Source organism: Halomonas sp. I1 (genome assembly GCF_032334135.1).
GTDB lineage: Bacteria > Pseudomonadota > Gammaproteobacteria > Pseudomonadales > Halomonadaceae > Halomonas.
In genome coordinates this window covers 16,979-28,864 of record NZ_JAVXUS010000023.1, presented here as the reverse complement: position 1 = coordinate 28,864, position 11,886 = coordinate 16,979, and the positions used below count along the sequence as shown (strand labels likewise).

Annotated in this window: 11 protein-coding genes and 1 other RNA gene; 8 read left to right on the top strand and 4 right to left on the bottom strand. The window is 65.0% G+C overall.

The window, feature by feature from the left end; translation table 11 throughout:
- Positions 1–172: 172 nt before the first annotated feature.
- The 4 genes from RSO41_RS17070 to RSO41_RS17055 are packed head-to-tail and all read right to left on the bottom strand — an operon-like array spanning position 173 to position 3,468.
- Positions 173–739 (bottom strand): BON domain-containing protein, encoded by a 567-nt coding sequence (locus tag RSO41_RS17070; RefSeq protein WP_315620439.1) that lies wholly within the window; start codon positions 737–739, stop codon positions 173–175.
- A 4-nt stretch (positions 740–743) separates the two neighbouring features.
- Positions 744–1,337: a phosphoheptose isomerase gene (locus RSO41_RS17065; RefSeq protein WP_013331705.1), complete on the bottom strand. Its 594-nt coding sequence runs from the start codon at positions 1,335–1,337 to the stop codon at positions 744–746.
- Positions 1,338–1,358: 21 nt separating this feature from the next.
- Positions 1,359–1,724: a YraN family protein gene (locus tag RSO41_RS17060; protein WP_315620438.1), complete on the bottom strand. Its 366-nt coding sequence runs from the start codon at positions 1,722–1,724 to the stop codon at positions 1,359–1,361.
- Positions 1,711–3,468 carry a penicillin-binding protein activator gene (locus RSO41_RS17055; RefSeq protein ID WP_315620436.1) on the bottom strand — a complete coding sequence of 586 codons (1,758 nt, stop codon included), beginning with the start codon at positions 3,466–3,468 and terminating at the stop codon, positions 1,711–1,713. The genes RSO41_RS17060 and RSO41_RS17055 overlap by 14 nt, the downstream gene beginning before the upstream one ends.
- Before the next feature lie 48 nt (positions 3,469–3,516).
- Between RSO41_RS17055 and rsmI the strand changes: the two genes are divergently transcribed.
- The 8 genes from rsmI (at position 3,517) to mraY (ending at position 11,869) form a co-directional block, all read left to right on the top strand.
- A complete protein-coding gene (rsmI, locus tag RSO41_RS17050; protein ID WP_315620435.1) occupies positions 3,517–4,374 on the top strand; it encodes a 16S rRNA (cytidine(1402)-2'-O)-methyltransferase in 858 nt (285 codons plus the stop codon).
- Between the two features lie 33 nt (positions 4,375–4,407).
- An RNA gene (rnpB, locus tag RSO41_RS17045) (RNase P RNA component class A) lies at positions 4,408–4,770 on the top strand.
- 64 nt (positions 4,771–4,834) lie between these two features.
- On the top strand, positions 4,835–5,791 hold the full coding sequence (rsmH, locus tag RSO41_RS17040; protein WP_315620433.1) for a 16S rRNA (cytosine(1402)-N(4))-methyltransferase RsmH: 957 nt from the start codon (positions 4,835–4,837) through the stop codon (positions 5,789–5,791).
- Positions 5,792–5,801: 10 nt separating this feature from the next.
- Positions 5,802–6,140 (top strand): cell division protein FtsL, encoded by a 339-nt coding sequence (gene ftsL / locus RSO41_RS17035; protein WP_315620431.1) that lies wholly within the window; start codon positions 5,802–5,804, stop codon positions 6,138–6,140.
- Positions 6,137–7,858 (top strand): peptidoglycan D,D-transpeptidase FtsI family protein, encoded by a 1,722-nt coding sequence (locus RSO41_RS17030; protein ID WP_315620430.1) that lies wholly within the window; start codon positions 6,137–6,139, stop codon positions 7,856–7,858. Before ftsL ends, RSO41_RS17030 begins: the two co-directional genes overlap by 4 nt.
- A 29-nt stretch (positions 7,859–7,887) precedes the next feature.
- Positions 7,888–9,414: a UDP-N-acetylmuramoyl-L-alanyl-D-glutamate--2,6-diaminopimelate ligase gene (locus RSO41_RS17025; protein WP_315620429.1), complete on the top strand. Its 1,527-nt coding sequence runs from the start codon at positions 7,888–7,890 to the stop codon at positions 9,412–9,414.
- The gene (murF, locus tag RSO41_RS17020) at positions 9,411–10,778 is read left to right on the top strand and encodes a UDP-N-acetylmuramoyl-tripeptide--D-alanyl-D-alanine ligase (protein WP_315620428.1); all 1,368 of its coding nucleotides are present in this window, start codon (positions 9,411–9,413) and stop codon (positions 10,776–10,778) included. Before RSO41_RS17025 ends, murF begins: the two co-directional genes overlap by 4 nt.
- An 8-nt stretch (positions 10,779–10,786) precedes the next feature.
- Positions 10,787–11,869, top strand: coding sequence for a phospho-N-acetylmuramoyl-pentapeptide-transferase (mraY, locus tag RSO41_RS17015; protein WP_315620427.1), 1,083 nt, complete (start codon positions 10,787–10,789; stop codon positions 11,867–11,869).
- Positions 11,870–11,886 lie beyond the last annotated feature (17 nt).

Genomic DNA, 11,886 nt, shown 5'->3' with positions numbered 1-11,886 from the left:
GCGGCGACGGGGTTCTACTTTTTTCTCGAGCTGTTGGTGTGGTGTGGGTTGGGGGTGTCCGGCCGCCCGGGGGGGGGGGGGGGGGGGGGGGGGGGGGGCCCCCGGCCGGCATACACGAACGGCAGGCCTGAGGCCTGCCGTTCGTGTATGCGATGAGGTCCTGTCCGGGGGATCAGTCGAGGTAGTCGAAGACCTTGATGATGCGTTGCATGCCGCCGGCATTCGAGACCACGGAGACGATGCGTTCGGCTTCGGCGCGGCTGACGATGCCCATCAGATAGACGGTGGCATTCTCGGTGACGACGAGCAGCCGACTAGCGTCGATGGCCTCGTTGGCAGCCAGGGCCGTGCGCACCTTGGTGGTGATCCAGGTGTCGGCGAGTCGCTGGCTGGAAGGCAGGTTGGCGGCAATGGTCAGTTCATTGTGGACCTTGCGGACATTGCGCACCTGTTCGGCGACGTGCACAGCCATGCCCTTGAGCTCCTGGCTGGGTACCTGACCAGTGAGCAGGACCACGCCGTTGAAGGTATCGACATTGATGCGGGCATCGTCGAGCCGGGCATCGGTGGCACCGAGGTTGCGTGAGATCTTGTCCTCGATGTTCGAGTCCTCGACCTTGGTACCTTCGGTGCGCTGGCCGTAGTGTTCGTTGACGGGGCCCGAGGTCATGGTGGAGCAGCCCGCGAGAGCGAGCAGGCAGATGAGGGTCAGGGCAGTACACAGAGACTTGTAGGGCATGGGGTCACTCGCTTGCGCCGAAGAGTTGTTCATCGATCAGGTCGCACAGGCAGTGGATCACCAGCAGGTGAACCTCCTGGATGCGCGCAGTGGACGTGGCCGGGACGCGTATCTCGCAATCGTCCTGGCCCAGCAAGGAGGCCATGTTGCCACCATCGCGACCGGTCAGGGCGACGACGGTCATTTCGCGGTCGTGGGCGGCCTGGATGGCCTGGATGACATTTCCGGAGTTGCCGCTGGTGGAGATGGCCAGCAGTACATCGCCGGGCTGTCCCAGAGCACGTACCTGCTTGGAGTAGACATCGTTATAGCTGTAGTCGTTGGCGATGGAGGTCAGGGTCGAGGTGTCGGTGGTCAGAGCCAGGGCGGGCAGGCTGGGGCGCTCTCGTTCGAAACGGTTGAGCAGCTCCGAGGAGAAATGCTGGCTGTCGCCGGCACTACCGCCGTTGCCGCAGGCTAATATCTTCCCTTCGTTGACCAGGGCCTGAACCATCATCTGGCTGGCCACCTCGATGAAGGGCGGCAGCACCTCGCTGGCGTAGGTCTTGGTGTCGATGCTGGCGTTGAAGTGTCCGAGAATGCGGGTCTGGAAATCCATCTTGGCTTCCTGGTCCTTGGGTCAGAACGCTTCGAAGGCCCCTGCTACCCATTCGAACTCGAGCTCGGGGGGCGTGCCGGTCACGGCCAGCACATCGAAGCGGCAAGCACATGATAGCCGGTTGCGCTGGAGATAAAAACGCGCCGCTTTTATCAAGCGGCGACGCTTGGTAGCGGTGATCGTTTCCAGTGGGTGGCCATGGCGGGTATCGGTGCGGTGACGGACTTCCACGAACACCAGGGTGTCACCATCACGCATGACCAGGTCCAGCTCGCCGCCCTTGGCGTGCTGGTTGGCGGCCTCGAGGGATAGTCCTCGGGCCGCCAGCCAGTCGGCGGCGAGACGCTCGACATGGGCGCCTCGGGCGCGAGCGTCAGGGCAGGCCATTGCCGAGACGTCCCGGAGCGATCACCGGCTGCGGCACGCCGTCGAGGAAGCGTGCCCAGGGCAGTTGGCGCTGAATGCGGCCGTCCTCGGCCACTCTCAGGGTGCCGGTGGCGCCGAACATTTCACTGCCCGGAATGGCCTGGAACTGAGGTAAACGCCGTGTCAACTCGTAGGCGTCCACGCCCATGGCCATCAGACGGAACAGGGAAGGGTCGGACTCTTCACGGAGCTGGCGATAGCTGTCGAGGAAGGGCAGGGCATCTTCGCCGCCCACGGCGGCATCCGGAATCTGCCAGGGGATGTCGACGAAGCGGACGCCGTCGAGGTCCTTGTCCCGGCGTGGCTGGGGGCGCCCCTCGTAGAGATGGGAGGTGGCGTAGACCGGCAGGTCCGAGGCGGAATAATAGTCGAGGGTAGGGGGAACCTGGCGAGCGTAGTCCGGCAGTGCGAGCATGAAGAGCATGTCGGGTCGTGGAGAGCTCACGGCCTGTCGAGTGCTTTCGGTGGCCGGCTGCCCGGGGTTGTAGCGTTCGGTACGGGTAATGTCGCCACCGTTGGCGAGCCAAGTGTCCCGAAAGGCTTCGCCGACCCGGCGTCCCCAGTCGTTGCCGGGCACCATCACGGCGGCGGTGCGCAAGCCGTCCACACGTCCTCGACGGGCCACCTGGCGTGCTTCGTTCTCGGCGGAAAGCCCGTACTGGAAGAGGTTTTCGGCCCGGTTATGCTCGGCCGTGCCGTAGTTGAGCGCCAGGGTGGGCAGGGGGACCTGCTCACGCTGTTCGAGACGGCTGACCAGGTCCTTGTCGAGCGGGCCCACTACGGCCTGTGCCCCCTGGTTGCGGGCTTCACGGTAGAGTGCGTCGAGATTGCCTTCGGCAGAGTCGATGAAGCTCAGCCGGGTGCCACTGGCGCCGTCGTTGACCTCATTGAGGTGATGGGCGCGCATGCCTTGTTCGATGGCATCGGCCACGCCAGCGAGCGGCCCGTCTTCGGGCAGGAAAACGGCGATGTGGCGGACCTCATGGCCACGAAGGTCTCTCAGTGCCAAAACCTTGGATGGCAGGCGGCGTGACGCAGGGTGATCCGGATGCTGGTCGCGCCAGTCGTCGAGCCGCTGGAATAGGCGTTCGATATCGCCGCTGTTGTTGCGCACCAGATCGGTCAATGTCAGCCAGGCTCGGGTATCAGGCGCCTGGCTGCCTCGCAATTTATCCAGGGCACCAGCAGGCAGGTTGGAAAGCTGTGCCCAGATCAAATCGTTGAGGTCTTCGCTGTCGTTGGCGGCCTGCAAGCGCAGCAGGGCGGCGGCAGCGGGCAGGGGCTTGTCGAGCTTGCCGAGGGCGCGACCGAGTCGCTCAAGCAGCAGGTTGGCCTGGTCGCGGGGTGGGGTGTCGTCCTTGAGCAATTGACCGGCCTGTACCACGGCACGTGGGTCGTCCTGAGACTCGCCCAGCTCGGAGAGCAACAGGGCCCAGCGGCGGCGCTGCTCGACCGATAGTTGCCCGTCGTCCAGGTTCCTGGCGATCTCCAGTGCCTGGGGGGCGCGTCCCTGGCGTGCTAGGATATCGGCGGCTTCCAGTCGGGAGCGAGCGGCTTGTGCTGGCTCTTGCTGCTTGGCCTCCTGCAGCAGCTGCTCCGGATCACCTGCCGGTTGGCGTTGGGTCATGCTCGGCTGCATGCCGCAGCCTGCCAGGAGTAGCGCCAGAAGCGCGGCGGCCAGGGGGCCGCGAGACGAAATCTTCATCGATTCTTCCTTGTCCCATTGTTCCGGAAAGCATCCCAGAGGGCCGAAATGTCAGACGCGATTGCAGGTTCATTGTACGTGGTCGCCACACCGATTGGGAATCTGGAGGATCTGAGCCCGCGCGCTGGCCGGTTGCTGGGTGAGGTGGGGCTGGTGGCCGCCGAGGATACTCGGCATACATCACGGCTGTTGCGGCACCTGGGCATTTCGTCGACTTTGGTGTCCTTGCATGAGCATAACGAGGCTGGACGGGTCGAGCATATCGATGCGCGTCTGGCGGCCGGCGAGGATGTCGCCCTGGTCAGCGATGCCGGCACGCCGCTGATCAGTGACCCGGGGTTCGTGCTGGTGCGTGAATTGCGGGCCCGCGGGCGCCGTGTGGTGCCCGTGCCGGGGCCTTGCGCGTTGGTGACGGCGCTCTCGGCGGCTGGCCTGGCCACCGACCGTTTTCTGTTCAGCGGTTTCCTGCCGGCCAAGGGAGGGGCTCGCCGTGCCCGTCTGGAAACGCTGGTCGAGCGGGAGGAGAGCCTGGTGTTCTATGAATCGCCACACCGTATCAGGGCCACGCTTGCCGATCTTTCGACGGTTTTCGGCGAACGTCGCCTGGTCCTGGCAAGAGAGCTGACCAAGACCTTCGAGACTTTCCTCGACGGAAACGCCGATACGTTGATCACCTGGCTGGAGGCGGATCCTGACCAGGCGCGGGGAGAGTTCGTGGTGATGGTGGAGGGTGCCCCGCCACGGGAGGTCGGCGAAACTGTCACGGTCGAGGCCGATACCCTGCTGGTGTCGTTGCTGGCCGAGGGAGTCGGCGTCAAGCAGGCGGCCGGCGCGGCCGCGCGTCTGATGGGGGGCGCCAGGAAAACCTGGTATGCCCGGGCACAGCAGCTCAAGGACGGGGATTGAGGGGGTGTCGCGGCACTGGTATGCTTGCCCTCGGGAGTTGGCCAGACAGTCGCCGCCGGTCGCCGCTTTGCGGGACCGGGGGAGGAAAGTCCGGGCTCCACAGGGCGGAGTGCCAGGTAACGCCTGGGCGGCGCGAGCCGATGGAAAGTGCAGCAGAGAGCAAACCGCCTACGCCTCCTGCGGGAGGCCGGTAAGGGTGAAAGGGTGCGGTAAGAGCGCACCGCGCGCCTGGTAACAGTGCGTGGCAAGGTAAACCCCACTCGGAGCAAGACCAAATAGGAACCCGATGGCGTGGCCCGCGCTGGGTTCGGGTAGGTTGCTTGAGAACGACGGTGACGACGTTCCTAGACGAATGACTGTCCAAGACAGAACCCGGCTTATCGGCCGACTCCCCCCGAATTTCGCTATTGTTCATGATGCCGTCACGCACGGCCCCTCCCATGTCCGCCACGAGAACCGCATGTCGTCACCCGCCTCCGAACAGCCCCCTCGCGGATTTCGCCATGCCAGCGTGTTGCTTGATGGCGCGGTCGAGACCCTGGTTCACGATCCGTCGGGTCATTATCTGGATGGCACCTTCGGGCGCGGCGGCCACTCCCGTGCCATTCTGGAACGCTTGTCGCCGCAGGGGCGTCTCCTTGCCATCGACCGGGATCCTCAGGCTATTCAGGAAGCCGCTGGCATCGAGGACGCCCGGTTTGCCATCGAGCGCGGAGATTTCGCGCGCCTCGGTGACTTCGCTCAAGCGCGTGATCTGCATGGCAAGCTCGATGGTATCCTGCTCGATGTCGGCGTTTCCTCGCCACAGCTCGATGATCCCGAGCGGGGGTTCAGCTTCCTGCGCGATGGTCCCCTGGACATGCGCATGGACCCGGAGCACGGCGAGAGTGCGGCGGCCTGGATCGCCCGGGCAGCCGAGGGTGAAATCGCCCGGGTGTTCAAGACATACGGCGAGGAACGTTTCGCGCGCCGTCTGGCGCGTGCCATCGTGGCCCGACGCAGTGAGCGGGCCTTCACTCGCACGGCGGATCTTGCCGACGTGATCAAGGCCGCGCACCCCGCCTGGGAAAAGGGCAAGCACCCGGCGACTCGAGCCTTCCAGGCGTTGCGTATCCAGGTCAACGGTGAACTCGAGCAGCTCGATCTCGCCCTGGACGCGGCGCTGGAAGCATTGGCGCCGGGTGGCCACCTGGTCGTGATCAGTTTCCATTCGCTGGAGGACCGCCGTGTCAAGCGTTTTATCCGCGACCATGTTCGCGGCGATACGCACTTGCCACGCGGGATCCCCCTGCGTGATGACCAGATCCAGCGTCGCCTGGAGGCGCTCGGCAAGGCTCGCCGCCCCACCAGTGAAGAAGTCGAGGATAATCCGCGTGCCCGCAGCGCCGTGATGCGCGCGGCACGTAAACGCTATTGAAGGGAGTGACATGGCACAGGGACGCAATGCCTCCAGAATCACATCGTCGGGCTTCGGCTGGCCCGCTGCCCGGCCGCGCCCGACCTTCATGCTGCTGCTCAACGGCGTGCTCCTGGCACTTTGCCTAGTGTCGGCACTGGTGGTGATCGCCACCAGTCATGAAATTCGTGAACGCTACGCGAGCCTTCAGCGACTCGAGAGCGAGCAACAGCAGTTGCAGACCGAGTGGGGGCAGCTGTTGCTGGAAGAGAGTGCCTGGTCTTCGCCGTCACGGATCGAGCGCCTGGCTTCGCAACGCCTGGAAATGCGCATGCCCGATGTCGATGATGTGGAGGTGATTCGGCCATGAGCAGAGACGCGCCGGGTGGCGTCACGCCGCGCCGTCCTCCCCCCATGGCCCCGATGGGACGGGCACGCTATATCGTGATCATGACGCTGGTGCTCGTCGGTCTGGGGTTGCTGGCGGGGCGCATCGTCGATCTTCATGTGTTCGATCAGTCCTTCCTGCAGGGCCAGGGAGATGCGCGTACTCTGCGGGTCGACGAGATTCCCGCGCATCGCGGCATGATCACCGATCGCCATGGTGACCCGCTGGCCATATCGACGCCCGTGGTGACCCTGTGGGCCAATCCCCAGGACCTGCCTGACGATGGCATTCAGCGCCTGCGACTGGCCCAGGCACTTGGCCAGGATCTCGACGCGCTCGACGCACGGCTCGAACGCTATGCCGATCGCGAGTTCATGTACCTGCGTCGCCGCATGACGCCGGCCGCGGCTCAGGAAGTGCTTGACCTCCATGTTCCCGGCGTTCACGCACGCCGTGAGTACAAGCGCTATTATCCGGCCGGAGAAGTGACCGCCCAGCTGCTCGGCGTGACCAATATCGATGATCAGGGCCAGGAAGGCCTCGAGCTGGCCTATCAGCCCTATCTCGCCGGAGTGCCAGGCAAGCGTCGAGTGCTCAAGGACCGTCGAGGTCGCCTGGTGCGTGATCTGGAAGTGCTTCAGGAAGCCCAGCCCGGTGGCGACCTGACGCTGTCCATCGACCAGAGCCTGCAGTACATGGCCTACCGGGAACTCAAGGCGGCGGTCGACGAGAACGAGGCCGATGGCGGCACCCTGGTGATGCTCGATGCCGATACCGGCGAGGTGCTGGCCATGGCCAACCAGCCGTCGTACAACCCCAACAACCGCGCTGGTCTGGACCCGGCCGGGTTGCGTAACCAGGCCATCGTCGATGTCTTCGAACCCGGTTCGGTGATGAAGCCGCTGGCCATGTCGGCGTTACTGGAAACCGGCAAGTTTCCGCCCGATACCATCGTCGATACCTCGCCGGGCTGGATGCGTATCGATAATTACACCATCCGGGATGTTTCCAACAATGGCGAACTTTCCCTGGCCGGTATCCTGCGCAAGTCATCCAACATCGGCATGTCCAAGCTGACACTGCAACTCGACGAGCCTGTGGTCCCCCGACGCTACCGTGCGCTTGGCCTTGATCGCGCGCCGGGGACCGGCTTCCCCGGTGAGGCCAGTGGTAGCGTGCCGGCACCGGTGCGTTGGTCCAGCAGTCAGTGGGCGGCGCTCTCCTACGGATATGGACTGTCGGTGTCGGCGTTGCAGTTGGCCAGTGCCTATACCGCCATTGCCAATCACGGGCGACGGCTGCCGCCATCCTTGCTGCGCCTGGCCGAGACGCCTCGGGGCGAGCCGGTCGTCGACCCCGCGACCGCGGATCGCGTACTCGGCATGATGGATGAGGTCGTGGCACCCGGGACCGGGGCGCGCCGTGGAATGGTGCCGGGCTACCGTGTGGCGGGCAAGACCGGTACGGTTCGCAAGACCGGGGCCAGCGGCTATCAGCAAAGCACCTACCGCGCCTTGTTTGTCGGCATCGCACCGGTCTCCGATCCGCGTATCATCACCGTGGTGATGATCGACCATCCACGTGGCGACGCCTATTATGGCGGGGCCATCGCGGCACCGGTCTTTTCCCGTGTGGCGGGCAATGCCCTGCGCATGCTGGATGTGCCGCCCGACCGACCGAGCCGAGGCGATGATGCCTGATTTTTTCCCCCGACCGACATGAGGCCGTCATGCATGTGAATTCATCGCGACTGGTGGCGGCACTGGCACGCCATTGGCCGGATCAGTCCGCTGCTTTCGATGGGCTCGGGCTGTCCGGCGACGTCATGCTTTGCCAGGATAGCCGGGAACTGACCCAGGGAGGCGTTTTCCTGGCCGTGCCCGGCGTGAGCGTCGATGGCCGCGATTTCATCGACCAGGCGCTGGCGACGGGGGCCGCCTTGGTGCTGGCGCATGCTGAACCAGGTGAGGCGTCGTCCCATGACCCTCGGGTCATTTACCTCGAAGGCTTGGTCGGTCGGCTTGGCGAATTCGGCCGGTCGCTGTTCGAGGTGCCGGATTCGCTGGAACTGATCGGGGTCACCGGCACCAATGGCAAGAGCTCGGTGACCCATTATATTGCCGAGTTGAGCCGCCTTTTGGGACGTGATGCCGGTATGGTCGGCACCCTGGGGCATGGGCGTCCCGGCGTACTGCGCGAGGGTCGGTTGACAACGCCGGGCCCGTTGGCTCTGCAGTCGGCGCTCGGTGAATTGGCTGCCGAGGGCGTCGAACGTGTGGCCATGGAGACATCGTCGCATGCTCTGGAGCAGGATCGGTTGTCGGGATGCCGGCTGGCGGCCGCCGTCTTCACCAACCTGAGCCGCGACCACCTCGACTATCATGGCAGCATGGCGGCCTATGCGGCCGCCAAGGCCCGGTTGTTCCAGCGTCCCGAGCTGAAGCTGGCGGTGGTCAATGGTGATGATCCTCTGGCACGACTGATGCTGGCCGGTCTACCCGGTCATGGACAAGAGCGTGCGCGCGTACTGGCGGTCGGCGATGACGAGGCGGTCACGCTGCGGGTCGTCGGCATAGAGCCCCTTCCCCGGGGGCTGCGTGCCGTCATCGCGACACCGGATGATGAGCGCGTGCTGGAAACTTCCCTCATGGGGGTTTTCAACCTGACCAATGTGCTGCTGGCTATCGCGACCCTGTATGGGCTGGGCGAGGACCTGGAGGCATTGTTCGGTGCGGCCGCCGAGTTGACGCCGGTTCCAGGGCGCATGCAGGTAGTCGATGACGACCGGGGCGGGCCGACGGTGGTTGTCGACTATGCCCACACGCCGGACGCGCTGGAGAATGCGCTCCAGGGGCTGAGAACGCATCTGCCGGAGCAAGGCCGCTTGTGGTGCCTATTCGGTTGTGGTGGTGATCGGGATGCAGGCAAACGACCCTTGATGGCCGCTGCCGCCGAACGCCATGCGGACGTGCCGGTGATCACCGATGACAACCCTCGCGGTGAGTCGGCGGCCACGATCCGTGAGCAAGTGTTCGCTGGCCTGAGCGAGGGGGCACGACGGTCGGCTCGGGTGCGAGGCGGTCGGGCGACAGCCATTCGCGAGGCCATCGTCGAGGCCGACGCCGAGGATGTGATCCTCATCGCCGGGAAGGGGCACGAGACTTATCAGGAGATCGAAGGCGTGCGTCATCCGTTCTCCGACCTTGCCGAAGCTCGGGCCGCGCTGGCCACGCGCCATGGGGAGGACACCCGGTGAGTGGTATCGGTCTGGCTTCTCTCGGGGCGGTTGCCCGGGCGCTGGGTGAAGTGCCGCCGGGTGTCGATGTGGCGCTGACCTCGATTACTACCGATACGCGCCGTCTGGCGCCGGGTGGCCTGTTCGTGGCGCTTCGCGGTGAGCGTTTCGACGCCCATGACTTCATTGCCCAGGCGCGCGCATCCGGCGCCGCGGCGGCGCTGGTCGAACGGCGCCAGGAGGATCCCTTACCGCAACTGGAGGTCGCCGATACCCGGTTGGCGCTCGGATTGCTGGGCCGGGCACGACGTCGGGACTGGGGCGGCCCGCTGGTAGCCGTGACAGGCAATAGCGGCAAGACGACCGTCAAGCAGATGCTGGCGACCATTCTGTCGCGAACCGGCGAGACCCTGGCGACCCGTGGCAATCTCAACAATGATTTCGGCGCGCCCATGACACTGCTCGAGCTGGCCGACGAGCATCGCCAGGCGGTGGTGGAGCTGGGGGCCAATCATCTGGGCGAGATCGCCTGGACGGCGTCATTGGCGATGCCCGATGTGGCGGTGATCACCAATGTGACGGGAGCCCATGTCGGCGAGTTCGGCGGGATGGGACGCATTGCCCAGGCCAAGGGCGAGATCCTGGCCGGGCTGTCGCGTGATGGCGTGGCAGTGCTCAATCGTGACGACCGCTACTTCAGGCTCTGGGCGAGCCAGGCGTCGCCCAGGGAAGTGCTCGACTTCGGGCTCGAAGGCGAGGGGCGTCTGCGTGCCGAGACACTAGTCTGCGATGCGTTCGGGCGCTATGCTTTCACGCTGTCTTTCGATGGTCGCGAGCTGGGACGGATTCAGCTGTCGCTGATGGGACGGCACAATGTCGCCAATGCCCTGGCGGCGGCGGCGGCGGCCCTGGCCTTGCGGACCGACCCGGCAGACGTGCTGGCCGGCCTGGAAGAGGTCGAGCCGGTAGCCGGTCGACTCGGCATGTTCGCCGGGCGGGATGGCGCGCGTCTGCTGGATGACACCTATAATGCCAATCCCGGTGCCGTGAAGGCGGCGCTGGAGACCCTGGCGACGTTGCCGGCGCCGCGGTGGTGCCTGTTGGGGGCCATGGGGGAGCTGGGCGAGGCTTCTGCGCACTGGCACGCCGACGTCGGGCGACACGCGCGGGATTTGGGCATCGATTTTCTCGGTACTCTCGGTGAGGCGGCGCGGCCGGCCAGCCGTGCCTTCGGTGAGGGAGGGTACCATTTCGACGACAGAGAGGCGCTGACGCGCCATGTTCTCCACCATCTGCCGCCGGGGGCCAGCGTGCTGGTCAAGGGGTCGCGCAGTGCCGGAATGGAACACGTGGTGACCGCGCTGCGCTCGGATGTATCAAGGTAACGCATTACATGCTGCTTTTTCTGGCTGACTTCCTGGCGCAATTCCAGAGCGCCTTCAACGTATTCAATTATCTGACCCTGCGGATGATCCTGGGGACCCTGACGGCTCTGGTCCTGTGCCTCTGGCTGGGGCCGGTGGTCATTCGACGGCTGGTGGAACGCCAGATCGGCCAGGCCGTGCGTGACGATGGCCCCCAGTCACACCTGTCCAAGGCGGGTACCCCGACCATGGGGGGCGCCATGATCCTCATGGCCATCGCTGTCAGTACCCTGCTGTGGGGGGATCTGTCCAACCACTATGTCTGGGTCGTGTTGGCGGTGACGCTGGGTTTCGGGGCCATCGGCTGGGTCGATGACTATCGCAAGGTGGTGGAGAAGAATCCGCGTGGCCTGCCGGCCCGCTGGAAGTATTTCTGGCAGTCGGTGATCGGCCTGGCGGCGGCGACCATTCTCTATGTCACCGCCGCATCGCCGGTGGAAACGAGCCTGATCGTGCCGTTGTTCAAGGAGTTCGTGCTGTCCCTTGGCGTCTTCTACATCCTGCTCAGTTATCTGGTGATCGTCGGCAGTTCCAACGCCGTGAACCTCACCGACGGACTCGATGGCCTGGCCATCATGCCGACCGTGCTGGTGGCCATGGGGCTTGCCGTGTTCGCTTATGCCAGCGGTAACGTGGTGTTCGCCGAATACCTTCAGATCCCGGTGATTCCCGGTGCCGGGGAGCTGGCGGTATTCTGTGCCACCATTGCCGGCGCGGGTCTGGGCTTTCTGTGGTTCAACACCTATCCGGCCCAGGTCTTCATGGGCGATGTGGGTGCCCTGGCCTTGGGGGCGGCGCTTGGCGTGGTCGCCGTCATCGTGCGCCAGGAAATCGTGTTGTTCATCATGGGTGGCATCTTCGTCATGGAAACCGTGTCGGTGATCCTGCAGGTCGGATCCTACAAGCTGACCGGCCGGCGGATCTTTCGCATGGCGCCTCTGCACCATCATTACGAGCTCAAGGGGTGGCCGGAACCACGAGTCATCGTGCGTTTCTGGATCATCACGGTGGTACTGGTGCTGCTGGGGCTGGCCACACTGAAGATTCGTTGAGGCTCCGTGCGGAGCTG

Bases quoted from the DNA above. Each gene is read 5' to 3' on its own strand.
- RSO41_RS17025 (WP_315620429.1), top strand. From the start codon at position 7,888: ATGCATGTGAATTCATCGCGACTGGTGGCGGCACTGGCACGCCATTGG.
- RSO41_RS17070 (WP_315620439.1), bottom strand. From the start codon at position 739: ATGCCCTACAAGTCTCTGTGTACTGCCCTGACCCTCATCTGCCTGCTC.
- RSO41_RS17030 (WP_315620430.1), top strand. From the start codon at position 6,137: ATGAGCAGAGACGCGCCGGGTGGCGTCACGCCGCGCCGTCCTCCCCCC.
- mraY (WP_315620427.1), top strand. From the start codon at position 10,787: ATGCTGCTTTTTCTGGCTGACTTCCTGGCGCAATTCCAGAGCGCCTTC.
- RSO41_RS17060 (WP_315620438.1), bottom strand. From the start codon at position 1,724: ATGGCCTGCCCTGACGCTCGCGCCCGAGGCGCCCATGTCGAGCGTCTC.
- RSO41_RS17055 (WP_315620436.1), bottom strand. From the start codon at position 3,468: ATGAAGATTTCGTCTCGCGGCCCCCTGGCCGCCGCGCTTCTGGCGCTA.
- ftsL (WP_315620431.1), top strand. From the start codon at position 5,802: ATGGCACAGGGACGCAATGCCTCCAGAATCACATCGTCGGGCTTCGGC.
- rsmI (WP_315620435.1), top strand. From the start codon at position 3,517: ATGTCAGACGCGATTGCAGGTTCATTGTACGTGGTCGCCACACCGATT.
- rsmH (WP_315620433.1), top strand. From the start codon at position 4,835: ATGTCGTCACCCGCCTCCGAACAGCCCCCTCGCGGATTTCGCCATGCC.
- RSO41_RS17065 (WP_013331705.1), bottom strand. From the start codon at position 1,337: ATGGATTTCCAGACCCGCATTCTCGGACACTTCAACGCCAGCATCGAC.